This window comes from Microcoleus sp. bin38.metabat.b11b12b14.051 (assembly GCF_013299165.1).
In the GTDB taxonomy this organism is placed as follows: Bacteria; Cyanobacteriota; Cyanobacteriia; order Cyanobacteriales; family Microcoleaceae; genus Microcoleus.
This window is the reverse complement of sequence record NZ_JAAFKD010000038.1, coordinates 31,327-56,639: the sequence shown is the minus strand read 5'-3', so window position 1 is coordinate 56,639 and position 25,313 is coordinate 31,327. Positions and strand designations below refer to the sequence as shown.

General features: G+C 45.5%; 27 protein-coding genes. 12 read left to right on the top strand and 15 right to left on the bottom strand.

Annotation, left to right across the window (positions count from 1 at the left end):
* Positions 1-299, bottom strand: a 299-nt coding sequence (locus QZW47_RS26900; RefSeq protein WP_293134315.1) for a hypothetical protein, incomplete at its 3' end; no start/stop codon positions are given.
* Positions 300-301: 2 nt separating this feature from the next.
* The gene (rbsK, locus tag QZW47_RS26895) at positions 302-1,222 is read right to left on the bottom strand and encodes a ribokinase (protein WP_293134313.1); all 921 of its coding nucleotides are present in this window, start codon (positions 1,220-1,222) and stop codon (positions 302-304) included.
* Between the two features lie 358 nt (positions 1,223-1,580).
* Here rbsK and nblR point away from each other — a divergent pair, with 358 nt between their 5' ends.
* Positions 1,581-2,276, top strand: a complete 696-nt coding sequence (gene nblR, locus QZW47_RS26890; protein WP_293134318.1) for a response regulator transcription factor NblR — start codon at positions 1,581-1,583, stop codon at positions 2,274-2,276.
* A gap of 286 nt (positions 2,277-2,562) precedes the next feature.
* A complete protein-coding gene (locus QZW47_RS26885; RefSeq protein ID WP_293134311.1) occupies positions 2,563-3,081 on the top strand; it encodes a DUF192 domain-containing protein in 519 nt (172 codons plus the stop codon).
* Positions 3,082-3,716: 635 nt separating this feature from the next.
* Here the strand turns inward: QZW47_RS26885 and QZW47_RS26880 are convergent.
* Complete coding sequence (locus tag QZW47_RS26880) at positions 3,717-3,839, bottom strand: hypothetical protein (protein ID WP_293134308.1); 123 nt, start codon at positions 3,837-3,839, stop codon at positions 3,717-3,719.
* Between the two features lie 122 nt (positions 3,840-3,961).
* On the opposite strand from QZW47_RS26880, the gene QZW47_RS26875 reads away from it, so the two are divergent.
* On the top strand, positions 3,962-4,177 hold the full coding sequence (locus QZW47_RS26875; RefSeq protein WP_293134305.1) for a DUF2949 domain-containing protein: 216 nt from the start codon (positions 3,962-3,964) through the stop codon (positions 4,175-4,177).
* A 55-nt stretch (positions 4,178-4,232) separates the two neighbouring features.
* Here the strand turns inward: QZW47_RS26875 and QZW47_RS26870 are convergent, their stop codons facing one another.
* The 3 genes from QZW47_RS26870 to trpC form a co-directional block, all read right to left on the bottom strand.
* Complete coding sequence (locus QZW47_RS26870) at positions 4,233-5,390, bottom strand: alanine--glyoxylate aminotransferase family protein (RefSeq protein ID WP_293134302.1); 1,158 nt, start codon at positions 5,388-5,390, stop codon at positions 4,233-4,235.
* A gap of 73 nt (positions 5,391-5,463) precedes the next feature.
* On the bottom strand, positions 5,464-5,709 hold the full coding sequence (locus QZW47_RS26865; protein WP_194061760.1) for a DUF5340 domain-containing protein: 246 nt from the start codon (positions 5,707-5,709) through the stop codon (positions 5,464-5,466).
* Between the two features lie 333 nt (positions 5,710-6,042).
* On the bottom strand, positions 6,043-6,960 hold the full coding sequence (gene trpC, locus QZW47_RS26860; protein ID WP_293134295.1) for an indole-3-glycerol phosphate synthase TrpC: 918 nt from the start codon (positions 6,958-6,960) through the stop codon (positions 6,043-6,045).
* An 86-nt stretch (positions 6,961-7,046) separates the two neighbouring features.
* Between trpC and QZW47_RS26855 the strand changes: the two genes are divergently transcribed.
* Together QZW47_RS26855 and QZW47_RS26850 are read left to right on the top strand one after the other, a co-directional pair.
* Complete coding sequence (locus QZW47_RS26855) at positions 7,047-7,466, top strand: element excision factor XisH family protein (protein ID WP_293134292.1); 420 nt, start codon at positions 7,047-7,049, stop codon at positions 7,464-7,466.
* Positions 7,451-7,855 (top strand): XisI protein, encoded by a 405-nt coding sequence (locus QZW47_RS26850; protein WP_293134289.1) that lies wholly within the window; start codon positions 7,451-7,453, stop codon positions 7,853-7,855. The genes QZW47_RS26855 and QZW47_RS26850 overlap by 16 nt, the downstream gene beginning before the upstream one ends.
* Here QZW47_RS26850 and QZW47_RS26845 read toward each other — a convergent pair.
* Positions 7,845-8,129 carry a type II toxin-antitoxin system Phd/YefM family antitoxin gene (locus tag QZW47_RS26845; protein ID WP_293134286.1) on the bottom strand — a complete coding sequence of 95 codons (285 nt, stop codon included), beginning with the start codon at positions 8,127-8,129 and terminating at the stop codon, positions 7,845-7,847. The two genes, QZW47_RS26850 and QZW47_RS26845, sit on opposite strands and share 11 nt — an antisense overlap.
* A 345-nt stretch (positions 8,130-8,474) precedes the next feature.
* Between QZW47_RS26845 and QZW47_RS26840 the strand changes: the two genes are divergently transcribed.
* The 5 genes from QZW47_RS26840 to QZW47_RS26820 are packed head-to-tail and all read left to right on the top strand — an operon-like array spanning position 8,475 to position 13,425.
* On the top strand, positions 8,475-9,353 hold the full coding sequence (locus tag QZW47_RS26840) for a hypothetical protein (RefSeq protein WP_293134283.1): 879 nt from the start codon (positions 8,475-8,477) through the stop codon (positions 9,351-9,353).
* Between the two features lie 9 nt (positions 9,354-9,362).
* Complete coding sequence (locus tag QZW47_RS26835; protein WP_293134280.1) at positions 9,363-9,992, top strand: DUF1822 family protein; 630 nt, start codon at positions 9,363-9,365, stop codon at positions 9,990-9,992.
* A 20-nt stretch (positions 9,993-10,012) separates the two neighbouring features.
* Positions 10,013-12,679 (top strand): CHAT domain-containing protein, encoded by a 2,667-nt coding sequence (locus tag QZW47_RS26830; protein ID WP_293134277.1) that lies wholly within the window; start codon positions 10,013-10,015, stop codon positions 12,677-12,679.
* Between the two features lie 33 nt (positions 12,680-12,712).
* Positions 12,713-13,039 carry a nucleotidyltransferase domain-containing protein gene (locus QZW47_RS26825; protein WP_293134274.1) on the top strand — a complete coding sequence of 109 codons (327 nt, stop codon included), beginning with the start codon at positions 12,713-12,715 and terminating at the stop codon, positions 13,037-13,039.
* Positions 13,036-13,425, top strand: coding sequence for a HEPN domain-containing protein (locus tag QZW47_RS26820; protein ID WP_293134271.1), 390 nt, complete (start codon positions 13,036-13,038; stop codon positions 13,423-13,425). The genes QZW47_RS26825 and QZW47_RS26820 overlap by 4 nt, the downstream gene beginning before the upstream one ends.
* A 32-nt stretch (positions 13,426-13,457) precedes the next feature.
* On the opposite strand, the gene QZW47_RS26815 is transcribed toward QZW47_RS26820, so the two are convergent.
* From QZW47_RS26815 to lpdA, 3 genes are all read right to left on the bottom strand, one after another.
* Positions 13,458-14,000 (bottom strand): hypothetical protein, encoded by a 543-nt coding sequence (locus QZW47_RS26815; RefSeq protein ID WP_293134268.1) that lies wholly within the window; start codon positions 13,998-14,000, stop codon positions 13,458-13,460.
* Positions 13,997-14,488, bottom strand: a complete 492-nt coding sequence (locus QZW47_RS26810) for a DUF4365 domain-containing protein (RefSeq protein ID WP_293134265.1) — start codon at positions 14,486-14,488, stop codon at positions 13,997-13,999. The genes QZW47_RS26815 and QZW47_RS26810 overlap by 4 nt, the downstream gene beginning before the upstream one ends.
* Positions 14,489-14,959: 471 nt before the next feature.
* A complete protein-coding gene (lpdA, locus tag QZW47_RS26805; RefSeq protein ID WP_293134262.1) occupies positions 14,960-16,399 on the bottom strand; it encodes a dihydrolipoyl dehydrogenase in 1,440 nt (479 codons plus the stop codon).
* Between the two features lie 583 nt (positions 16,400-16,982).
* On the opposite strand from lpdA, the gene QZW47_RS26800 reads away from it, so the two are divergent.
* Positions 16,983-17,273, top strand: a complete 291-nt coding sequence (locus QZW47_RS26800) for a hypothetical protein (protein WP_293134259.1) — start codon at positions 16,983-16,985, stop codon at positions 17,271-17,273.
* A 32-nt stretch (positions 17,274-17,305) separates the two neighbouring features.
* The gene (locus QZW47_RS26795; RefSeq protein WP_293134257.1) at positions 17,306-17,509 is read left to right on the top strand and encodes a hypothetical protein; all 204 of its coding nucleotides are present in this window, start codon (positions 17,306-17,308) and stop codon (positions 17,507-17,509) included.
* 210 nt (positions 17,510-17,719) lie between these two features.
* On the opposite strand, the gene QZW47_RS26790 is transcribed toward QZW47_RS26795, so the two are convergent.
* The 5 genes from QZW47_RS26790 to QZW47_RS26770 form a co-directional block, all read right to left on the bottom strand.
* The gene (locus tag QZW47_RS26790) at positions 17,720-19,957 is read right to left on the bottom strand and encodes a polysaccharide biosynthesis tyrosine autokinase (protein WP_293134254.1); all 2,238 of its coding nucleotides are present in this window, start codon (positions 19,955-19,957) and stop codon (positions 17,720-17,722) included.
* Positions 19,958-20,393: 436 nt separating this feature from the next.
* The gene (locus tag QZW47_RS26785) at positions 20,394-21,995 is read right to left on the bottom strand and encodes a polysaccharide biosynthesis/export family protein (protein ID WP_293134251.1); all 1,602 of its coding nucleotides are present in this window, start codon (positions 21,993-21,995) and stop codon (positions 20,394-20,396) included.
* A 254-nt stretch (positions 21,996-22,249) separates the two neighbouring features.
* Positions 22,250-22,966 (bottom strand): cyanoexosortase B system-associated protein, encoded by a 717-nt coding sequence (locus QZW47_RS26780; protein ID WP_293134248.1) that lies wholly within the window; start codon positions 22,964-22,966, stop codon positions 22,250-22,252.
* Complete coding sequence (gene crtB, locus QZW47_RS26775; protein WP_293134245.1) at positions 22,966-23,841, bottom strand: cyanoexosortase B; 876 nt, start codon at positions 23,839-23,841, stop codon at positions 22,966-22,968. Before crtB ends, QZW47_RS26780 begins: the two co-directional genes overlap by 1 nt.
* A 155-nt stretch (positions 23,842-23,996) precedes the next feature.
* Complete coding sequence (locus tag QZW47_RS26770; protein WP_293134242.1) at positions 23,997-25,136, bottom strand: DegT/DnrJ/EryC1/StrS aminotransferase family protein; 1,140 nt, start codon at positions 25,134-25,136, stop codon at positions 23,997-23,999.
* Positions 25,137-25,313 lie beyond the last annotated feature (177 nt).

Sequence of the window (25,313 nt, the reverse complement as noted above, 5' to 3'; positions counted from 1 at the left end):
CCCTTTGTAGTGAGGACTTTAGTCCTTCCTAAAATTAAAGGACTGAAGTCCTCACTACCAACCTGATAACCGTTTGTAGTGAGGACTTTAGTCCTTCCTAAAATTAAAGGACTGAAGTCCTCACTACAAACCTGATAACCGTTTGTAGTGAGGACTTTAGTCCTTCCTAAAATTAAAGGACTGAAGTCCTCACTACCAACCTGATAACCCTTTGTAGTGAGGACTTTAGTCCTTCCTAAAATTAAAGGACTGAAGTCCTCACTACAAACCTGATAACCGCACCCTACAATACCTGACAAATTCAAACTGAATTGTGCAAAAATTCATCAAAGGTTGCCCGATCGCACATAGTAACCTGAGCACCCACCTTAGTTGCACATAGAGCGCCCGCTGCACAGCCCCACACCACCGCCTCTGACAGTGTTAGACCGCCATCTAATGCCGCAGCCAACCCGCCGTTAAAAGCATCGCCAGCAGCCACAGTGTCGATCGCCCTCACAGCAAAAGCAGGCACAAAAAAGCTCTCATCTGGAGTCACAGCAACCGCCCCGCGATCGCCCAATTTGACAATAACATTCTTAACACCGCGTTCCTGCAACTGTTTGCCAGCCAGAATCGCCGTTTCAGTGTCATGCACCCCAAAACCGACTAAATGACCAGCTTCCACTTCGTTCGGCGTGATAATGTCAATTAAAGGGTAAAAGTCGATAGGGAAATCAGCCACAGCAGGTGCTGGATCGAGAATCACTCGCACCCCCGCTTCACGTGCAACTTTCGCCGCCCTCACGACAACTTCCAGCGGAATTTCTAACTGTAACAGCAACGATGTAGCTGACGGTAACAATTTTTTTAGACGTTCGATATCTGCTTCACCGACATTATTGTTCGCGCCCGGAATCACAATAATATTATTTTGACCTATCTCGTCTACGGCAATAATTGCTACGCCTGAATGAGTATTTTTATCTATTAAAACATTGTCTGTATTTAAACCATAAGATTGTAAACTTGTCAATAATTCCTCAGCAAATTTATCGTTACCTACACGGCCGATCAAGTGAGTGCAAGTGCCAAGACGCGCTGCTGCTACGGCTTGATTTGCTCCTTTGCCGCCGCCAGCCGTGAAAAAATTGCTCCCGATTATAGTTTCCCCTGGCTGCGGCAATCGGGGAGTTTTTGCTGCTAAGTCAATGTTGATACTGCCAAATACAATGATACTCATAAATTGTTCAACAGGGTAATTACAAATTAGGTTTGTAGTAAGGACTTCAGTCCTATAATTTTAATATTGAATTTGGTAATCGGTAATCGGTAATCGGTAATCGGTAATCGGTAATTGGTAATCTGTCATTCTCCGAACCTCCCAATCTCTCCCTCTCGCAATCTCCTCATTTCCCATGACAACAGTCAACAGTCAACAGTCACCAGTCAACAGTCACCAGTCAACAGTCAACAGTCAACAGTCAACAGTCAACAGTCAACAGTCAACAGTCAACAGTCAACAGTCAACAGTCAACAGTCAACAGTCAACAGTCCCTAGATACGTGCTAGAACAGTTATGGTCTTCATCGGTCAATTCAATGGCTGCAATTACTCTCGATCGCAATCCCTGTGTCCTGCTAGTAGAAACAGACGAAGTTCTCGCCGGACACTTAAGTCTAGACTTAAAATCCTCCGGCTACGAACCGGTAATAGCTTCTACTATCGCCACAGGCCAACATTTAGCCCATGAATTGCAGCCAGCTTTGATTGTAATCGATCGCATACTTGGCCCTGAATCGGGACTGACGCTGTGTTCTCATCTCCGAAGTAGCGGCAATCGGGCGCCGGTGTTATTATTGATCGGTCGCGATACAGTTGACGATCGCGTGGCTTGTCTGGAAGCTGGGGCTGATGATTATTTTCTCAAACCTTACCGCAGCGAAGATTTTTTGGAGTTAGTGCGCTTGTATTTACAGCCGGAGTGCACCAGCAGCGAACAATTGAGGTTTGGTGATTTAGTTTTGGATTTGGCGTCTAGGCGCGCCCTACGGAACGGACGGGCGATCGACCTGACGATGAAGGAATTTGAACTGCTAAAGTATTTAATGGAACATCCCCGCGATGTTTTGACTCGCGAACAAATTCTAGAAAATGTTTGGGGTTACGACTTTCTCGGCGAGTCGAATGTGATTGAGGTTTACATCCGTTATCTGCGCCTCAAAATAGAAGATGAAGGCGAAAAGCGCTTGATTCAGACTGTGCGCGGTGTTGGTTACGTGATGCGCGAAGCTTAAAGTCAGTTGACAGTTGACAGAAGAGCCCGCCCGCGGAGTCGAGGGGTTGACAGCTTGCGCGCTCGCGACTTGCCCGCCCGCGAAGTCGAGGGGAGTCGAAGAGTTGTCAGTTGACAGTTGTCAGTTGTCAGTTGACAGTTGTCAGTTGTCAGTTGTCAGTTGTCAGTTGACAGTTGACAGTTGACAGTTGACAGTTGTCAGTTGACTGTTGTCAGTTGTCATTAGTTAAAAATTCGCCATTACCAATTCGCGATTACCAATCTAAAATCTAAAATCTAAAATCATTATGAGTTATTTGCTTAATTTCCTGAGTATTGGGGTAATTATATTTTTGCTGGGATGCTCGCCGGCTTTACCTGTGGCGAATTCTTCTGGTGTTAGCGGTACTTTGGCCTCGCAGTCTCCGACTGCTACCACCTCCGGTCAAGTTTTGCAGGTTTCTGCTAGAGCTCGGATTGCCGATCGCCCTATCGAACTTGAAGTCGCTAAAACATCGGAACAACAGGCTATAGGTTTAATGTACAGAACTTCTTTAGCCGATGACAGAGGAATGCTGTTTGATTTTAAACCGGCGCGCTGGGTCAATTTTTGGATGAAAAATTGCAAGATTTCTCTGGATATGATTTTTCTGCGGGATGGAGTCGTGACAGCCATCGCAGCCGAAAGCCCTCCTTGTACCGCCGAACCTTGTCCCACTTACGGGCCAGATACTCCAGTCGATCGAGTAATCGAACTCCGGGGCGGGCGGGCTGCTGAACTTGGTGTCAAAGTGGGCGATCAGATTGAAATCGAGTTTTTCCAGTAACACTTGGGGCATTTTCAGGGCTTACACATGGGGCTAGAAACCCGGTTTCTTCCCAGATTTCTCGTCAATAAACACAAAATTTCGTAGAAACCGGGTTTCTCCAGGTCACTCCCCTCTTCTGAGCCGGCTGAGTTCGGCTTCGCTAAAACCTCAAAAAATTTATAAACTTTACAAAACTTGATAATATCTGTTAAATTATTAATGTAAGATGCAGCACAAAGACAAAAAGATTTGCTACGATGTCAATCTCGCTTAGGCTGGGCTTGAGCTTGTTTGCATAAGCTGTAAATTATTGGTCGCAGGTATGAGAGGAGTCAGCGACTCCTTACCAATCCTGAGAGACGATGCTCGACCTCAAGGGCCGCTGGTACGAAAAGAGATTCTCTGGAACTTCTGGCACTCAACCTAAATCTACTAAACCTATCTGAAGTAAGATGCGACAAGCAAAATTAGCTGGCAAACTTAGCTTTAGGTAGCAAGTCAGGGTTCGATCAAAATATCTGACCGAGATTGGGGAAGTAGATTTGCGGATTCTGCATTTTCGCAGATGAAGTTAAACTCTGAACACGGGTGCAATTAGTTGTAGGTCGCAGAATTTCTTCAGATTCGCGTTGCAAAATACCGAGGTATTCAGTTTAAGTTCGATCGCGATCGCAACTCGATCGCGCCGACATCGGCAAAAGTGCGAAGCCTTTCGCTTTTTGGGAAAGGTGGGCTTTAGAGTCTAGTTCTGCACTCGCCTTTGATATTTTCCACAACCGCTAATACTGTTTTCACAGCTATCCACGGTTAAAAGACAGATTTAAAACTGGCTTATTACTAATCACAAACATCAGGTTCGCATCAGAAAATGGTGTCCTATACATGGAGACAAAATCACATGGCACCCGCAACATACACTAGATTAATTCGATTTTTACAAGAAGATTTGGCGATTTCTCCCGCGTCAATTGCTGTAGCTGAACGTAGTGGCGGCGACAAAGAGCGGCAGCGCGATCGAGACCCTAATTCCTTGCCGATGGTTCTGTGGCAATACGGTTTAGTCACTCTGGAACAATTGGATAAAATCTTTGATTGGTTGTCCCAAGCATATTAAAAGGATTTTAGATTGGACTTAAAATCCCCAATCCAAAATCCTTTAATAACTCAGATTAAGCTCCCGCCAAGTGTTTCGCAGCAGCGGCGATGCCGGCACCAGGAATGCAGCCTTCATGGCCCAATTCTTGCAGCACGACTTCCAGGGCGGAAATTGCTGCTAGAATATCGCGATCGCACACAAAGCCCAAATGACCGATCCGGAAGATTTTACCTTTCAAATGGTCTTGTCCATCGGCCAGAGCAATGTCAAATTTCTTTCTCATCAAAGTCCGAATTTTTTGAGCATCTACCGATGCAGGTGGCATCACCGAAGTAATCGCAGGGCTGGCGGCACCGTCAGCAGCGAATAATGGTAAACCTAAAGCTTTCACGGCTGCGCGAGTAGTTGTCATCAACCGCTGGTGTCTGGCAAAAACATTTTCCAACCCTTCGGCTTTCATTATCTGCAACGATGCTTGCAGGGCAAAAAACATATTGACTGGTGGAGTAAAAGGAGTCGTATTTTTGGCAGCATCTTTGCTATATTTGCCCAAATCTAAATAATAGCGGGGCAGTGTTGCCGTTTTGTAAGCTTTCCAAGCTTTGGGACTGACGGCGACAAAACCCAAACCTGGGGGAATCATGTAAGCTTTCTGAGAACCAGAAGCAATCACATCCAGTCCCCAAGCTTCCATCGGTACGCTGACAGCGCCTAAACTGGTGACAGCATCGACCATAATCAAAGCTTCACCGTGGGCTTTTACGTGGCGGTTGATGGTTTCAAGGTCGTTGAGAACGCCTGTCGAAGTTTCCGAGTGAGTGATGATGACAGCTTTAATTTGCTTCTCGGTATCTGCTTCGAGTTTTTCGCGGAAGTCTTCGGGGTTTAAAGGTTGACCCCACTCAGCTTTGACAATTTCGGCATTTAAACCGTAAGCTTGTGCAACTTCAGCCCAACGTTCGCCAAATTTGCCATTGCATCCGACTAAAACTCGATCGCCCGCACTCAAGAAATTAATTATCCCAGCTTCCATCGCCCCGGTACCGGAAACAGTCAAACTCAGTACATCACCGCTGGTTTGGTGCAGCCATTTGAGATTTTCGGTACATTCAGCAAAAATCGCGTCAAATTCCTTGCTGCGGTGGCCCATCGGGTGTTTTGCCATCGCTAACAATGCCGCTTCGGGCACCGGCGTTGGGCCGGGAATCATCAGCATTAACTTGTTGTCCATGATATTGTCCTAACTTTTTCTGTGGGAGTTCTACAGAATAAATCAAATACGAGCGGTTGGTACTCTAAGTTTTTTAACTTTTAACTCCCGTAGGGTTAGTTTCATTTAAAGACCAGCGGTATTCTACTGCTAAGTTCGATCGCTCGCAGCTTTGTTCTAATTGCTTTTGAATGGCCAGGGCTTTACGCAGGGTAATAATAAGCTGGTGTACTTGTTGCTGTTGGGGCGATTGTGGACTGACAGCCAACATCGTTTTGCGTTCTAACAATTGAAGTAGCAATTCATAATGAATGTACGAAGGAAGGGGGATTGGTTCCATGAAAGCTAACATACCTCAGCGAACCGACACCCCATGATAATTGCATGGGGCATAACAGGTGAACATTAGATGCCCGACTTCTTATGTGTTTTCTAACCTTACAAAAACCCTGCTTTGCCGATCGAATGTTCGGGGCTGGGTGCGTTGGCAGCGCTAAATTTGGCGATCGACTGGCGAGAACGAATAGATTTAATTGCTTTCTGGCAAAATATTTCTACGCAATATAGCTTTGAGTGCTATTTTTTTTGCAGTTAAGCGCTGGAGTCGATGCAGGTTAGAAATTCTGATTATTTACCTACTCAATCAATTTTTATCAGAATTCGGGGGTGTTTGTCAAGCAGTCTCGCCTTTGATGATGCGCGGATGCGCCTTGGCAAGCGCGGCTAAAGCGGCGCCCGGATCGAGTTGTTTGACTAGGGATTCGCCGATGAGGACGGCTTGGACTCCGGCGCTGGCAACTTGGCTGAGGTCGTCGGGAGTGTGGATTCCTGACTCGCTGACGGTGAGGATGCTTTTTGCTTGAATTTCGGTTTGGCGCGAGGCTAATAGTTCGCTGGTGGTTGCTAGGCTGACGGAAAAGTCTTCTAGGTTGCGGTTGTTGATGCCGATTAGGTGAACGCCTTCTAGGGTTAATACTCGATCGAGTTCTTCTTGAGTGTGAACTTCGATTAAAGCTGTCATGCCCAAAGTCTTGACAATTTTCACAAAATATTGTAAGTCTTTGTCAGATAGAATGGCGGCGATTAACAATACAGCATCCGCGCCGCTAATCCGAGCGAGATAGATTTGGTAGGGATAGATAATAAACTCTTTGCAAAGTAGCGGTAAATCGACGGCGGCACGGATTTTAGAGAGATTGTCGAAACTGCCTTGAAAGAACTTTTCATCGGTGAGTACCGAGATACAAGTTGCGCCGTTTTCTTGGTATGCTTGGGCGATCGCCACGGGGTCGAAATCTTCGCGAATTACGCCTTTGCTGGGGGAAGCTTTTTTAACTTCGGCGATGATTGCTGGTGTGGTTTTACCGTTTTTGAGCGCGCCGAGGAAGTCGCGGATCGGGGGTGCAAAGGGGAGTCTTTTGTGAAGTTCGGCTAGGGGCGTGCGATCGCGCTTTTGGGCTACTTCAACCTCTTTTTCCCAGACGATTTCTTCGAGGATGTGCCGTGGTTCGGCGTCGGGTACGGCGATTTTGTAGCTGAGGTAGAGTACGGAGACTGATGTGCTGGGCGGACGGCGGCGGATTTGAAGCATAGTATTTAGTTTAAGGGGCGAGGGTCACAGATTTCAACGTATTATATAATGGTTGCAGTGAATCCTCCTAATCTGAGTGCTAATGCGTGTCAGCTAAAGATATTTATCACAATACAGTTAAGCGTGCCCTACAAAAGGATGGCTGGACGATTACTCACGATCCATTTCCCCTTCAAATTGGTCGCAAGCGCTTATCTGCCGACCTCGGTGCAGAACGTCTAATCAATGCTGAAAAAGGAACTGAAAAAATTATTGTTGAGGTTAAGAGTTTTGTAGGGCGATCGGATGTAAAGGATTTGGAGCAAGCTTTGGGACAGTATGTTCTTTACCGCCAAGTGCTTAATGAAATGCAGATCGATAGAAATCTCTATCTAGCAATTTCTCGGTCTGCTTTCAAAAGCGTATTTACCATAGAATTAGGGCAAGTTTTACTAAAAAATCAGATTGTTAAACTGATTGTTTTTGATAAAGAAAGTGAGGAAATACTTCAATGGATACCCAATTGAAATACCAAAAGATTATCAAAACCATACTTCGGGAACACGCTAACTTCCGCAATACTATACCTGACGGCTATCAGTCTCAACTGTTATTTGATGATGAACAAGGAGGTTACTTAGTCTTGGATATTGGCTGGAATGAGGACAATTATCTTCATGCTACACCAATTCACATCAATTTAATCGAGGGTAAAATCTGGATTCAATATGATGATACTGAAGAAGGAGTGGCTACCGATTTACTAGCAGCAGGTGTTCCGAAAGAAGATATTGTACTGGGTTTTCGCCATCCTCAAGTGCGGCAGTATACTGAGTTTGGAACAGGTTTTAGCTGTCAGGATGAGGGAATTGTTGCTGAATTGGCTGGTATGGAGTCAGTCTCAATTACGAGTTGACTTCCTGGCGTAATTCGCTGACAGTGTGAGGTTTGACAATTCTGGCTTGTGCGTCTTTCAGGGCGCTTAACAGGCGATCGGCATTTTTGGGCGATCGCAGCAGGTAGACTGTCTCTATTAAGCTTGCCAATTCGTCAGCGGCAATTAAGGCTACGTTTTCGCCGTCTTTGCGGGTGATGATGATGGCATCGCGATCGTTGATGACTTGTTCGCACAGTTCCTCAAGATTCGCTTGAGCTTCAGTATAGGTGACTTGGGTTTGTGTGAGTGACATGGTTTTGGGCTTACCAATACTAAGAATAGTATAGAACCCATTTGAGATATATTCCAGACCGATTACCACAACTAGGTTTCAGTAGAATCACTAGAATCCTAAATTTAGGCTAAAATGGTTCACCTGTAAGGATTTTACAAAAGATATCAAATGGGTTCTATAAGGGCGATCGTCTTGCTGGATTTTTTTAATTGAGTCCTAGACGCATCAAAACCTTCATAACCAGGTTTTCTCCCGGTTCCAAGGCTGTAACGAAATAAGATTTTTTTCTGAGATGTCTATCTCCGTTAAAATAGTTTATATTTAAAAGCAATACATATTCAACCATACAAACGGCAGAAAAGGATGGAAAGTTTAACTCTGGGGGCAATTGTCGGAGGGATTGTAACAAACATTTTAGGACATTATCCAAATCTGGCTGTTTGCCTAGGAGTCAATTCTTTTGTTAATCACCTAAGAAAAGATCGTAAACTTATAAATCATCACCTGCAAAAGGCGCTTAAGTTTTCCTTGCTATCAGCTCTGCAAAAGATTGCCTTAGAATGTCAGTATCAATTGATGGGGGAGTTTGAACCCAAACAAATATTCATGGTGATGGGGGAATATCCCCCATCACCGTCTTATCCACCAGAACATGAGCCGGACATTAAAATCCTGAATGACAAGTTTATTCGACTTGGAAAAGAACTAGGAAAAGTCAAAAAATTAAAAGAAATCGATCCACTAATTGACTCTATTGATGAAATTGCATTTTTGCTGACACCAGAAGGGGAGTTAGCTAAGGAACGAATTCAAAAAATTAAAGTTCGCCTAATAGATGAGGCTCTAAGCAGGTATGGTGATTTGCCAGAATGCTATAGAGCTAAAGTCAGGGAAGTTTTATTTCAACGGGTGTCCGAACAATTCGCTGCTCAAATGAAATACGTGCCAGAGGTTCGCAGAATTTTTCAGGCGCAGTTATTAGCTCAAGTTCATGCTAATTTGGCAGAACAGCAACAAAAAACTCAAAAAAGCATAGAGGATTCTATGTCGCTCCTGTTATTAGAAATGGGAGACATTAAAAATACTATGCAGCAAGGATTAAATCGCAGTGAAGAGCGACTACCACTTAAAAATATGGAGTTAGAAAGGTGTGCTGAGGGTACATTTGTATTGAAACTATCAATATATAATATGTCTCCGGAAAAAATAACAGAGATAGTCCAGTATTTACAACGGGTTTAGGAAAAATCTATGGATATACGTAGAATAGAAGCAAACGATAAAGATTCAGTAAATCTGGTTTTGGAAGGTTCACTAGAACAGTTGCAGCGGATTGAGCAACTGTTTAGATCGGGACAATTGAATAAAATATTAGGAATTACTGTTGAGGATATCCAGATAACTTTACCAGTTAAAGAAAAAGATATTGTACCTAGTGAGGTGCTGGTAAACTTGAGTCAGTGGCTTAATAATGTGGTTGACGAGCTTTGGAAAACTGTAAAAGAAGTTTTGGATGAAGAAAGGGTTGAACTGATTTTTAGTCACAGATATTCTAGTTCTCCGGCAGTGCTAAAAGCACAGCATATTGTCTTAGGAATGCCACCGAATAGTCATTCTTTAGCTCTGGTAGTTGCTATTATGGAACAATCAGGTCAAGAAAGGGATATTTGTCTGCAAGTGCATCCCATTGGCAGCAAAAATCTCCCAGATAATCTAAATCTTGTGGCGTTCGATACAACATCTGGTCAAACTATCGTGCAAGACCAAGCAAGAAATGATAGGGAATGGATTCAATTAAATATTAATGGCCAACCAGGAGAAGAATTTAGTATAAAAATTGAACTAGGTGATGTAAATGTTACGCAAAATTTTATAATTTGAATAATTTCCTAGGAGGGGCAATGGGTAAAATAGTTCTTCTCGATTTAGTAGAAGGTAATTTTGATAGAGGTTTTACGGTCACGCTGCGTATTGAAACTGAAGAAGAGCATCGTTGTATTGGTTATACCACAGGTAAGCTGCCTCAAAGTCCAGAACTCCGCGAGTGTTATGAGCTTTGGCAGTCACGTTATCTCTCACGTGTAAGCCCGATGAGGTCTACTACTCGAATAAGCGGTCGCACGAATCCTGACGCTGGTATCAGGCAAATAGAAGAAGACACGCGCAAGTTGCAGTCTAGTATTAATGTATGGCTCAATTCTTATGAGATGTCTCCTATCAAAGAAGAGCTATTACATAAACTTACTGATAAAAATGAAGAAATTAGATTTATATTTAAGACGGATGACCCAAAGTTACAGCGCTTGCCTTTGCATAGCTGGGATATTTTTCATCCAAAATACTATGCTAAAGCTTCTGCTGGTTTATTTTTGCCAGTGGGAAAACAGCCACCGATTCCTAGAGCAAAAGTCAAAGTATTAGCAGTTTTTGGTAAGAAAGAAGCGGTCGGCAATACTACGAAAATTAAGACAGATAAAGACTGGGAATTGCTTCAAAAATTTTTGTCTGGAGACTATAAAGGTGATATTATTCGGTTAGATGAGCCGACTTGTGAAGAGTTAGGTGAGGAGATTGAAAAGCAAAGTCCGCAGATATTTTTCTTTGCTGGTCATAGCAAAAGTGAAGATGATGCTGCTAGAGGAGTAATTGAACTAAATCAGCATGAGAGCATCACCATCGATCATTTGAAACATGATATGACAAGTGCGGTAGAGCATGGTTTGCAGTTAGCCATTTTCAATTCCTGCGATGGGTTGGGAATAGCGCAGCAACTGAGAAATTCAGGAGTTCCCAATGTCATAGTTATGCGAGAAATCGTACCTGATGAGGTAGCACAGAAATTTTTGCAGCGTTTTTTGGAAGCATTTGTGGCTGGATATTCTGTCAGCCTTGCGGTGCGGAAGGCACGGGAAAAACTCAACCGCCTGGAAAGTAGATTTCCCGGTGTAACTTTCTTACCAGTGAGTTTTCATAATCCAGCAGAAGCACCTTTGACTTGGCGATCGCTTGGGGGTGTAGAAAGTAAGACTGTTCAATCGGCTAAAAACTCTCAAACAGGGAATCAAAATTCAATATTGTGGTTGCCAACTGAGCTATATCCTTCATCTCAAGAACAGCAAAATTACCCATCAATTACGAGCGTTATTCCATCCCCTTATGAGGAACATGAGCTACCACAACCAGGCAACAATTCATCTCAGCTAGAGCAACAGCAAGCACCAACTACTAACACACAATCATCTCACCCAATACAACAACTTCCATGCAGTAAGGGGCATGAAAATCCAGCAGAAAATTATTTTTGTAGACATTGCGGTGAATCTCTAAAACGGCTACCAGTAAATGGTGTTAGCTCCTCTTCGTCTCAACCACAGCAATCGAAGCTAAACTTGCCAGAAAATCAAGTAGCAAATGTTAATTCTTCGTTGTCGCAGCCACAGCAGCCAAAGCTAAAAGTAATCGCTAATCAACCTGCACCACTAGCACATTGGGGTGGTCTCCACTGTATCAATCCTCAGTGCCAACATCCAGAAAATCCTGAATATCCCAAATTTTGCCAAAGCTGCGGCTCAAAGTTGTTGATTGACGAACGCTATCGGGTAATTAGTGTTTTGGGACAAGGAGGCTTTGGCAAAACTTTTGATGTCAGAGATAGAGACGGGACTCGGAAAGTTTTAAAAGTTCTGATTAATAACGATCCTTTGGCGGTGGAACTGTTTCAGAGAGAAGCTCATGTTTTGCAGCGGCTGAAGCATCCAGGACTCCCGAAAGTAGAAGCCGACGCCTATTTTACTTTCAAACCTAACGATACGAGCAATTTGTTGCACTGTCAGGTGATGGAGAAGATTGAAGGTAAGAATTTGCTGCAATGGTTGGCGGAGCGGAACCACCAACCTATTTCCTCGGAACTAGCTATAGACTGGTTGACACAACTGACGGAAATCTTGAATCTGGTTCACAATCAAAATTATTTTCACCGAGATATCAAGCCGCCGAATATCATGTGTCGGCCGAATGGGAAATTAGTATTGATTGATTTTGGGGCGGTGCGGGAATTTACAGAAACTGTTCAAAGAACCAGTGGAGAGGTGACAAGAATTGCTTCGATGGGTTACACTCCGCCGGAACAAAAAAATGGCAAAGCCGAGCCGCGATCGGATTTTTTTGCTTTGGGCCGGACTTTTGTGTATTTGCTGACGGCTCAAGAACCGAGAAATTTGCAGGAAGATCCGCGATCGGGTAAATTGATTTGGCGGACTTTTGCAACTCAAGTATCGAAGCCACTGGCAGATTTGATTGATGATTTGATGGCTCATTTTCCGAACGGGCGGCCGAAAGATACGCAAGTTATTTTGCAGCGACTAGCCAAACTGAATAAACAACTACCATCATCTCAAACAACTCCTATCGCTACCATAGCTACTGGTAGGATGGCTATAGTTGTAGCATTCATCGCTGGGATAATGAGTTTACTGGTATTCTTAACTTTTGCTCATAAACTACCTATTTCCGATCGTCCATCACAGACACCCGGACATAAAACAGGTGAGCCTCCTTTACCCCCCTAAAGTGTGATCGCCCTCAAAGCATCCATAACAAATATGAACATCAACGATCAACTCAAGACCATCCTAACTCACTTGCGATCGCACTTCGAGCAACTCTACGGCGATCGCCTTACCAACATGGTACTCTACGGTTCCCAAGCGCGGGGCGACGCACATCCCGACTCAGATATTGATGTTTTGGTGGTTCTCAAAGCACCAGTCCAAGCGGGTGAAGAAATTGATAGAACTCTCCCAATTGTAGCAGATTTATCCCTTCAAAATGACGTAGTAATTAGCTGCCACTTTATGAATGAAGAACGGTTTACTAATTATCAAGGCCCTTTGCTCAGAAATATCCGTAGAGAGGGAATTTTAATATGACACCCGCTCAATTAAACCTACTCCTCAAAGCACGTCAAAGCCTTGGGGCCGCCAGATTGATACTGGATGGCCAATACCCAGATTATGCAGCCTCTCGCGCTTACTACACAATGTTTTATATTGCTGAAGCATTTCTAGAAGGGGAAGGGCTATCTTTTTCTAAACATTCCGCAGTTATTAGTGCCTTTGGCCGAGAATTTGCTCGTACAGGGAGAGTACCTGTGAAATTTCACCAATTCCTAATTAGAGCACAGGAATTACGAAATGCTGGAGACTATGGGGAAATTAATGCTGTAACGGCTAATCAAGCCGCAGAATCGATCGCCCAAGCTGAAGAATTTCTCGAATTAGCTGAAAAAATGATTGGAATTCTACCGCCACCCTAAATAAACGCGATCGCACTTTTAGCTCATTTCCCCTATTCCTGATCCATCAAAGCAAACTCCCGCAGAGTTTTCCCAACAAAATATCCACCCTCTTTGACAAAATCGCCGCCGCAAGTCACCGGAATCCTTTCCTGATAAGCTTTCTGTGCCAAAATCAAATCATTTTCTGGCAATTCGAGATAGATTTTCTGCAACTTACCCACCACAAAACCCATCATCACAACTTTACCAATTTCCTCCCCTACTTCGCGATCGCATTTCACAACAAATCCTTGAATCTCAGTATTTTCCAAACAAGTAATTAAATCGCTTAAAATATCTAATTGGGAACGCTTTTCTGTCAGTTCCAGCTTTTTGACAGCATCTCCCATCCTAGCTGGATAATCTGCAAACTCCCGCGTCAGAGGCAATCCGATATCAAATGCCTCTCCCGCATCATTTTTTTTAACCCAAATCGCTCCTTTATTGTCATAAATTCTGCTGTGTTCTTGCCAGCCATTTTTTTGTAAATATGCTAGGATGACATTCACATCTAAATTCTTAAAGATTTCAAAATCCCGTACAGTTACTTTCATGGGATATCTCCTTGGCTAATGCGCTGCATAATGGACTGTAGAGCCTCTGCTGTAAACTGATTGCTGCGGGGTAACTCAACAGTCACGCGACTGGTATTTTGAGTTTCCGGTAATCCCCGCAGAGATAACCAGTAGGCACAATGTCTGAGCAACATTTCCTGTTCAGACTGTTGTATCCATTCCCCGATATTTTCCGGCACTAAAACTACAACCAGCAGGCGGGGAATAAAAGCAGTCACTCTCAAGTCGTTGTAATTTTTGACATTGAGCGGATATCGAATAGATTCGGCATTGAGTACATCTCTTGACGTACATTTTAACTGCAATTCAAGGCGGTGCGGCTGTACTGGATCGCGATCGACAGCCTTGAGACAAAGGTCAACGCTATCATAATCATTTTCGGGTTGATCTACCGAACAGCCAGCCACTGCTGCTACAGTGCGGACGTAAGCTTTGCTAAATTGTTCTTTTCGCTGGTTTAGTTCCATTTAAACACAATTCTCAAAAAGGGGCGATCGCGATCGCTAGCGAGTATTATACAGTTCGCGAGCGGGGACGCTCGCACTGTAAAAAAAATGGTTTTCGCCAAAATGAGATGCTCCCAACAAATACATCAAACTAGCACTTTCCCGTTGCTCCAATAAACTCCTTTAGGGTGTATCTCACTTTTGAAGAGGGCGAAGCATGACCGCATATAAGTTATTAGTTATAATCCCATATTGACTGCGGTCATGCTTCGCCCCTACAAACATATTTGCCTTCATTGAGATGCACGCCTCCTTTATCCCCCCGAATTCGGGCAACCACGGGGGATTGCCCCTACAAATACGGGGAGAGACGAGACATTCAAAGTCCCCCTTCTTAAGGGGGATTTAGGGGGATCTAGACTCGACTACAAACGAAATTTGTCAGAGGTTGAGACTTGAATTGACACGCTGGATCAACACCGCCCCTACAAATTAATGACCGCCCGCCGCCCCGGCCGCCCGTTTGAAAGCCTCATCCAACACTTCCGAAAGCGTCGGGTGCGTGTGAACTCGGAATGCTAAAGAGTTCACAGAATCGCGCTGGGCGATCGCATTTGCCGCCTCTTGAATCAAATCAGAAGCGTGCAAACCGAAAATATGAACTCCCAACAATTCCCCATTATCTTTGCGGTAAATCACCTTAGCCATACCGTCGGTTTCACCCTCCGCAATAGCCTTAGAATTCCCCTTAAAATAACTCTTGACAGTAGCGACCTCAAACCCTTCGGTTTTTCCTAACTCCTTCGCCGCAGGTTCACTCATTCCCACATAGCTAATTTCCGGGTGAGTAAAAGCTGCCGCCGGGATACTCAAGTAGTCAACTTCGCGACTGCGGCCACAAATATTTTCTACAGCAGCAATTCCCTGAGCAGATGCAGTATGCGCTAACATCATCTTGCCATTAACATCGCCGATCGCCCACAAATTCTGCACAGGTTCTCCCGCCACCAAAACCTGCATCTTGTCGTTCACGGGGATATAACCGCGCATCGTTTCTACGCCCAGAACTTCTAAACCCAAATTCTTGCTGACGGGAACTCTGCCAGTTGCTACCAAACAAGCATCAACTTCCAAAACTTCGACAACTTCCTTAGTTTTGAAATCAGCTAATTCAATAATTACAGGCGAACCGGGAATAATTTTCTTAGCCAACAAACCCACTTTTGTTTCAATATCGCGGGGTGCAATTAACACTCGTTCTGCTAATTTAGCAATATCTGGATCGAAAGTTGGCATCAATTGATCTAGAGCTTCAATCATCGTAATTTCGCAGCCGAGGGCTGTGTAAATATCCGAAAACTCCAAACCAATATAACCGCTGCCAATAATTGCAATCCACTTCGGTAGCGATTCCAATCTGACAGCATCGTCGCTAGTAAATACAGTTTTGCCGTCAATTTCTATCCCAGGGGGGACGAAGGGAACCGAACCGGGAGCGAGAATAATATCCTTGGCGGTAATAGTTTTCTCGCCTTTATCGGTTTCGATGGTGATTTTTTGAGCGGCGGCAATCTTGCCCCAACCTTGGATAACATCGACGTTTAAACGTTTGAGGCTGTTTGTCAAGTCGCCGCGCAGTTTGCTAACAATAGTATTAGCGTGATTTGCGATCGCCCCGCGATCGAAATCCACACTTCCCAACTGAATACCCAAAGTCTTGAGGTGATGGGCATTCCGCATATCCCGCACCCGCCCGGAAGCCGCCAGCAGCGCCTTCGAGGGAATACAACCGCGGTTGACGCAAGTCCCGCCCATATCGCCCGCTTCGATAATTGCCACTTTCAGCCCGCAGCTAACGGCGTGTATGGCCGCCCCATGTCCGCCCACGCCAGCGCCGATAATTGCTAAATCGTAATCAAATCCTTGAGTCACCTTAAAATCTCCTAATGCCTTTGAAATCTTAGGAATCAAGCAAAAAACACCGTATGTCCGTCCTTTCGAGGTGGCGCATTGCGATCGCAACCCTTGAACAGCGGCAATAGTTGCATAAGTCCTGTGTCCTTATTCTCGACTAGACTAGGGTTAATTAGACAGTAACTGAGATTTTTTCAGGGTGGATGATTTTGAGCTGGGTGTGGCCCAAGTCTCAAATCACTGACTCGGCGGGTGTAAAGTTAGATACAGATTGATGGCTGACAATGCCCATTCGTGTCAACAACCAAGTCAAATGCAGTGCAGGTGTAGTGTTTGATCCTATAGGCCCCGAGCCCCCCTAGCCCCCCTTAAGAAGGGGGGAACCGGAAGTGATCAAAGTTCCCCAACAATTAGGTAGGGGGATTTAAGACGATCGAGACTCGGCAAAATTATTCTCAAAGTCCCCCTTCTTAAGGGGGATTTAGGGGGATCTGGCCTCGGATAAAAGCGAAATTTCTCAAGGGTTGTAGCTGATTGGGGTTTTGATGTCTAATATCTGCACGCGCGGGCGGACAGAGTTTCTTGGCAAGTTTTGAAGTCTATGGAGTGGCTTATGATGGAAGACGATGATTTGAAAGATTCACGCCGGGCCTCGGCTCAATCTTTTTTTCAGTCCCTGGATGAATTGTTTGATTATATAGAAGCTTCCAACCCTGATGCAGCACAGCCTCAGTCTCAGTCACCTCAAGCTAAGCCTGCGAGTCAGCCTTCGAGTCCGCCGAAGAAGGCTAAACCTGCGAAAATTAATTTGTCTGATTTTGAGGATGCGATCGCCGATTTAGAACAGTTTATCCAGAAAAAGCGGCAGAATCGATCGGAATCTAATCAGTAGTGCGACACATTTTAATCAATCATGTCCGGCAAATGACGGATGATATAAGCTGGCGGGCGATCGCCCGGGCTGGATTTTGCCGGATTTGGCGATCGGGCCCGGGAGTGTCAAATATTTCATCTAGCAGTTCTCAAAAACATGAGGTATTGACCAAAGTATTCTGCGGACTTTCGTACTTCCGGCTCAAGGTTTGTAGTGCCCACGAAAGTCCGCAGCCAGAGCTCGAACTTTCGTAGAAACTACGAACAAATCTGAGTGTACTTAATCGCTCCAACAGGACATGAATCGTTTTAGTGCGATCGTCCTCACCACGCACTTCGCGAGTTCTCGACAGCACTACATAATTCCGATACTATCAGATTTGAGATGATCAGAATTCACAGCCTCGCGCCGGACAAGATAGTGCCGTTTTTCTCAAAATATTTTACTATAATTAACAGCCTAAATTAGTTGTTAAATTTACTGTTTACAGCTTTATTTTTGGGCTTAGACTGCTGCGGTAATTGCCTCGATCGCACTTCTATGGCCCCATCGCCGAGCGCACTCATAGGCGGCAACTCTAGCTCATCAATATCGTGGCGGAACTTCACCGCAATATCAGCGCCATTAATAATCGCTCCCAACAGCCGCGGCCCGGATTTGTGCGAATCCTCATCCTCCGATTGCAGCAATTGATCCGCAGCCTCAGACAACATACTAGACAGAGTATAACCAGGCCGCGCCACCAAAATCATACCATCCGTATACGGTTCCAAAGTCAGGGCGTCGTTGCACTCGCTCAAAGCCGGAGAATCCACAACTACAAAGTCAAAGCGGTTGCGAACATCATCGAACAATCTCCGCATTTCGCTCGATTCGAGTACCGCCGAGGCCTGTCGCAAAAATCCCGGACTCGGTACCACGTATAGGTTCTCTACCTCCGGCACCAAATGGACGCACTCGCTGATATTGCCGTAATAGTGCAAAGGTTCCACCGCCGCCAGAGGATCTGCTGCGATTTTCAAAGATTCCACATTGGAAGCCGATCGCAAATCTGCTTCAATTAATAAAGTCCGTTTGCCCGATCGAGCTGAGGCAATAGCCAAATTGTAAGCGCTAAAACTCTTCCCCTCCAAATCAGTCGCGGAAGTCAGCAGCACCACCTTCACCGGTTTGTCCCCGATCCGGCGTAAATTAGTCCGCAACCGCTCGTAAAATTCCAAATAGGGAGAATTGGGCTCCAAAGCCAGAGGCATCCGATCGTCGCCGTAGGAATCAAACGCCGTTACTTCAGGCAAAACTCCCAGTACCGCCACCTCTTTTTCCACCAAAGCCGCCCGCACTTCTTCCCAACTGTAAAACTTGCCGTTGAGCATCCCCAACAAAAATATCAGCCCCCCGCCCAGCAGCAATCCCACAAATCCACCCACCGCCAGCATCACCGGCAAACCTCTCCTGCTTGACTCAACATCATCGGTTTTGGGAAGTTGGGCGATTGTCAAACTCCCCGTTGTCTCTGCTACCGCCGCCTCAGCATCTACCAAAGCCGACTGCATCTTGTCGTAGAGAGCTTTTTTCAGGGCCACTTGCTGGGCCAGGCGCCCTTGTTCTAGCTGCTTGTTGGGGATTTTTGCGTGTTCCTCGCGCAATAGCTGTTCGGTTTTTTCGACTCCTTTGAGTTGCTGCGATACCATATCCTGCTGCGTTTGTAAAGCAATCAAATTTTGAGCTAACTGCTGTCTCGCCGGGTCTAAAGAAGAGTCTACCCGAATTCGATCGGCACTTCGGAGCGGAGCCGCCACTCCGTTACCCCCAAGCACTTCAGATTGTCGCTGCTGCAACTGCTGCTCAAAAGCTTGTTTTTGTTTGAGCAATTCTACAATTTTCGGGTGTTCCTCCTGCAAGTCAGCGCGCAGAATTTTGAGCTGAGATTCGATCGAAAAAAGTTGCACTCGCAGTTGTGCAATAATTGGATCGGCAGACAATGCTTGAGCTACGTAAGCTTGCTCTACATTCAATCCCAAGCGATCCTGCAAGCTTTTCATTTGAGCTTCAATTCCTCCTAACTGCAAGCGGAGTTGGCGCTGCTGCTGTTCGTTGCCGGTAATCGCTTGTGGCAGCGCACCGTTCAGAGCTGCTAAAATTGAAGTTCCTTCTCGTTTTTCGTAGGCTTCTAGTTTTTCTTCCGTCTGTCTGAGTTCCTGAGTTACTTTCGGCAAGCGCTTGTTAATTTGGTAGATCGTTTCTCGGAGTCTAGAAGTATTAATAGTTTGGCTGCGGGCCACCATTTCCTTCATCAGCGCTTCTGCTACCGCTTCTGCTTTTTTGCGATCGGCATTTTTGTACAATACTTGAATCAAAGCACTGGGGTCATTATTCTTAGTCGGCATTTTTACCTGCACGTCGTCCGTCAGCTTTTTCGGAGAAACATTAACTTTTTTAGCTGCTGCTTCAACCACCCTTCTATCGAGCAGCATATCTTTAGTTATTTCTTGTCCTTCCTGTTGAATTTTCGTCGTAGTCGATGAAAAAATCACGCTCGGCCTGCGGTAAGCCAGCGTACCCGCAGCAACGTAAACCGGCGCCTGACTTGGCTGCAAGGCCACTACTCCCGACACGCCCACAGTCGCCGCCAGAGTGGCCAGTCCTACCCACTTGTATTGGTCAAAAGCAATTAAATAACGTTTAACAACGGATAAAGTCATAACGATTTTAGATTTTAGATTTTAGATTTTAGATTTCCAATTGTTAACAACCCATTTTCACCAATGAAACCATTTCAAATTGCCAACTATTAACAACAAATCATCACTAATTATCAGATAATTTGTCTTGGGCTGTTTGAGGAACGAGAGCGGGAATGCTGGATATCTAAACAACACTTTTTAATCTCATTTAGACGCTTTGCCAAACACTAAATAAGTTAGATAATGCTCGCGAGCAATTGCACATTCGTAGTTCTGAATACTGCCAACTGCCAACTAACAACTGCTTTCGGAGTCAACTGTCAACTGTCAACTGCCAACTGTCAACTGTCAACTGCCAACTGCCAACTGCCAACTGCCAACTGCCAACTGCCAACTGTCAAATGCCAAATGCCAACTGCCAACTGTCAACTGTCAACTGTCAACTGTCAACTGACTACCTATTATTATTATTCGGTGTCGGCCCGAAGAGATTTGTTACGCCATTCCTTAACTGCTCAAAGAACAGAATAAATCCTAAAGTATCGCGAAAAGGTCTAGTAACAGTATTGATTGCATAACTAACGCGCTCTACCAGATTCCTACCGATTACAATCACATCATTATCTTCCAGCATTGGGTTTTGAGAAATATTGCCCTCCAAAGCAGCTTTAGCATCTATCTTGCGGTTGATAGCTGTACCTTGTTTTTGGTCGAACCGAATCAAAGCCATTTTCCGCAAGTCAGCCAGATTGACAGGCAAGTTGTTGATAGCATCCAAAAACTTGCTGCCGTTTTCTAGGTAAAACGAGGTCAAACCACCACTAGCGTAACTCAAAACTCGAACGTAGATCCGGGGCTTAATCAGGGTAGACCGCGCCACCAGAGCTTTGTCGTAGTCTAGGTTTTTGGTACTTGCGTCCAATTGTGGGATGACAATCACATCTCCCGAAGCCAAAGGAAAATCGAACAAATCGTTAGCCTTCGCTAGGGGAGTGTAGAGGTCGATGGGTTCCTCCACCGAGGAGCCGTCCACTAGCGTCCGCCGCACTCGTACCGCCCGCAAATCGGCTTTTGCGGTGACTCCACCGGCAACCACCAAAGCAGCCGAAATTCGACCAGAACCAGCCGGAAGCGTGTAAAAACCCGGTTTGGTGACTTCTCCAGTGACAGTGATTTGAACGGGGACAGCCGCAGCAGCGAGGCTGTACCTGGATGCTAAATCTTGATCGGACTTGCGATCGGGCGTCACTTGTTTGTAAGGTACAACGATCGCATCTCCATCTTCCAAACGCAAATCCGGCGGAGCAATACCAGTTTGCAGCGGTGTCAAAATATCCACAACTTGCTCCGCAACCACACCCCCCGGCAAAGTCCGCCGCACCCGCACCGCCCGGAGTTCGGCCGTCGGAGTCGTCCCAGAAGCAGCAGCCAGAGCCGCCGGAAGCTGCGGCGTTACCAGCGGATAAAAACCAGGTCTCGCCACTTCCCCAGTCACCGTCACCACTACCGAGCGCTGAACCACCAAAGCAGCCGAGACTTGAGGATTTTTGATAAATTGACCAAAGCGCTCGCGCAGGCGCTGCTGCGATTCTTCTACGGTGAGGCCGCGCAGGTTTACTGTGCCAATCAGCGGCAGTACAATTATTCCTTCAGGGCTGATGGCACCCGTAAAACTGAGCTCTGGGAACCGCTGAACTTGAATAGCAATCTGGTCTCCCGGGCCCAGGCGATAGGGTCGGTTCCGAAAAGCTGGGTTAATGTCCCGGTTAAAGTTGGAGCGCGGCGAGGGCGCAGGTACTGGGAGTCTCGGCGGCGGTGGCGGTGGTGGCGGTACCAACCGCTGGGAAGTAAGAACAGCAGATTGGGCTACAGCCGTTTGCACAAAAACTTGATCGTTCAAGCCGGAGAATACCGCAGCAAAAGATAGAGTCCAAGCAGTTGAGTGCACACCTGCTAAGGCAAAAGCAACGCGATTTTTAATTCGGGATGTTACCCCGATTTTGAGGGGATCAAAAAGGGTAAAATTTTGAGCGATGCACTGATTTTTAAGTTTCATCTGGGCCAGTCTCAACAGAAAATCTTTACTCTCGATATTAAATAATTTTTATCTAGATACCGAATGGTGTAACGCGATAAATGCTCGATAATTGGCGGTTAAAAGCTCGCCCGCGTACTTTACTAAAATTGATAACCGCTAGATATTAGCGCTTTCTAACTTTCGCACTATAGCACTTATAAAAAACATTTTTAACTTTTTCGTCAAATGCTCAAAACATTTAACTGTATTCGCAGTTAACTCTCGTAAAAAATCTACTCCACCCGAAAAATTTCTGCGCTTAATTGAGTCTGAACAGTCTGAGCGAGAGATTCCAGCAGCGGTTCAACTAGCTTAATATCGCTGCCTGGTTGAATGGGAACGATGATACTTACAGCAACCCAAGAGGCGCGGCGGTTCGACAGCCTCGCAATACTGTCTTCCCAAAACCAGCGGCTGGTGGCTGGAGAACCCCCGTTAGGCCAAGCGTACCACTGCATGACGGCAAAAGTTTGTTGGGGAGTCCAGCTTCGGAAAAACCGGGCCTCGACGGTAGGCTGCTGCTGCTGCGGTATTGACGCTAATTTAACTGTAAATCTCAAACTGCGGTGAGAATCTGTTTGCCATCGGTGAAATCCATCGATGTCGAGCCATTCTATCTGGGGCTGGTTTTTGGCGCCATTTTGAGGTAACAGCAATAAAATGGCGATTGTTTGATGATTTTTAATTTCTTCAACTAACCACCTGTGCCCGCCAATTTGGACGCTATTCTGGAGGCGAATGAGCTGCCAGCCGGGAAGTGCTATCCCGTTTTGGCGCAAACTTTTCAATTGGCGCAGGTTGGCAATTGTTGGCGGGTTTGTCCAAGGCCACCTTCCCGTCGCGTAGCCGGGAATTGCTACTGCTGCAACCAGTACCAGCAAAAACACCAGTACCACAATTTTAGATTGGTACTGCCGCAGTAGTTTCTGTGCCCAAATCATTTGTTTCATTAATTCGCAGACTGGCTTGGCAAATACTTTTCTATCCCGTTGATCAGAAGTACCAACAAGCCTAGTATACAAGCAGAGTACAAGTCTCCGCCCCATCCGGCGTGCAGCCAATTAAACAGCGTCTCTCTCTCGGTTCCGTGAAAGTAAGTTAGCAAAGTGTTGCGGAAAATGTTAGAACTGATGCTAATAATAGATGTAGCGGCTAAAAACAAAGTGCTTCTTTTGCGGGACATCCAAACTCCCGTCCAATCTAGCAAAATTAAGCTGACGTAAACACTTGTAAATAGCATTTTTAAGCCTGCACAGTGGGGAGCAACTTCTACAATGCGATCGTTTACGTAGAGATAAATTTCTTCCACTCTGACGTTGAGACCAATCTTAATTAATATCAAGCCTGATGTTTCAGCAATGAAGTGCTGCAAAGGCAAGGCATAGGGTTCTATCAGGTAAGGAATGTGGTTTGGCGAAGCCAAAAATACGAATAAAAGTGGCATTACCTGCAATTTTAAGCCGCTGATTCCTTTTAAAGACAAGCAAATGCCAGCTAGCATTACTACTAGGGAGAAATTTACTAAATCGCTCAAGCGACTCAGATAAAAAAGCGTCGCTAGTACCAGCAAAAAGGTTCCTAAAAAATGCTGGGAGTTCGGCAAGCGCAGCCAGCTATTTCGGTTCGTCCGTGCAATATAAGCTGCGTAGGGCAAACCAATTATTCCGTGGCTGAAATATTCGTGTTCGATGCTGATGTTTTTGTTGAACCAGCCGTCGTACCAGTGTACTACCAGGGGGGCGTACAGCAGCACTAGGAGTACCGCGATACCTTCACCCAAGAGGTATCGCTTGAGAACAATGCGAATTCTGCGCTGGATGTGCATGGTTTGAAAAGTTTTGAGATGGCCGCGCTGGATTCGCAACGCGAAAGCGATTTTGAACTGTGAGTTAAAGATTTGTTAATTCCCTACGCTAGTCCCAGGTTTTGAGTAATGCACCCTACTGCTCGAAACACCCTCAGCATAACTTTTATGAACAATTAGCAATTCAACGATCGCTCGATCGCCCCTACAACCTGCTCGATCTGAGTATTGCTCAATCCGGGATACATTGGCAATGATAAAATCTGTTCGCACAGGGTTTCTGTGTGGGGGAAGTCGCCCGGATTGCCTAAGTTTTGGTAGGCTGGTTGCAGGTGGCAAGGTACGGGATAGTGGATGCCTGTTTGAATTCCCTGTTGGGCGAGTTTTTCTTGAAGCTGGTTGCGGGCGATCGCACTTTTCTCAGTAATCTGGATGACGTAGAGGTGATAAATGTGACCGCTGCCGCTGTGGTTGGCGATCGGTACAATGCCTTGGTGCTTCAGCGGTTCTAGTAGGGTATTGTAGTGTAGGGCGGCCTCGGTGCGATCGCGATTCCATTTTTCTAAGTAAGGCAATTTCACATTCAGCACAGCGGCTTGCAAATTGTCGAGGCGGCTGTTAGTACCCATTTCTGTGTGCAAATATTTGCTGGGTGCTCCGTAATTGCGGAGAGTTCGCATTTTTTCTGCGAGTTTTGCATCGTTAGTAATTAACATCCCGCCGTCGCCAAAACAGCCGAGGTTTTTGCTGGGATAAAAGCTGAATGCTGCTGCTTTCCCAAAGGAACCCGCGCGGTATCCTTCTCTTTCGGCTAAGTGCGCTTGGGCGGCGTCTTCAAATACGATTAAATCATGGCGGTTCGCCAAATCTAAAACTCGCCTAGGCGATACCATTTGACCGTAGAGATGTACGGGGATAATTGCTTTAGTTTTCGAGGTTATTGCTGTTTCGGCTGCTGTGAGGTCAATCAGGGCGGTTTCCGGGTCGCAATCTACCAGAATAGGTACTGCTTTGGCTTGGAGGACGGCGATGATCGTCGCGATAAATGTGTTTGCTGGTAGAATAATTTCGTCGCCCCGATTGATGCCGCAAGCTTGGAGCCCGAGGGCGATCGCATCTGTTCCGCAAGCCACTCCTACGCCGTATTTTACTCCTGAAGCTGCTGCAAATGCTGTTTCAAATTCTCTGAGTGCTTGACCTAAAATAAAGTCTCCATCTTGGATGATTTTGCCAAGTGTTTCTGCTATTTCAGATTCGATTGGTTGATGTTGCAGGGAAAGGTTTACAAACGGAACTTTTGGCGGGCAACTACTCATACATCGGAGGGAGAGGAATTATTTATTTTAACACTTAAATCTGCATATATTTGAAGATGTTTTAACCGCAGAGGGCGCAGAGGGCGCAGAGGAAAAGAGGGAGGTTTTTTGGCGCTCCTTTAAATTAATGAAAGTTTTTCGGTAAAATAGAATCTGATATTTATCCGGCCATTGAAA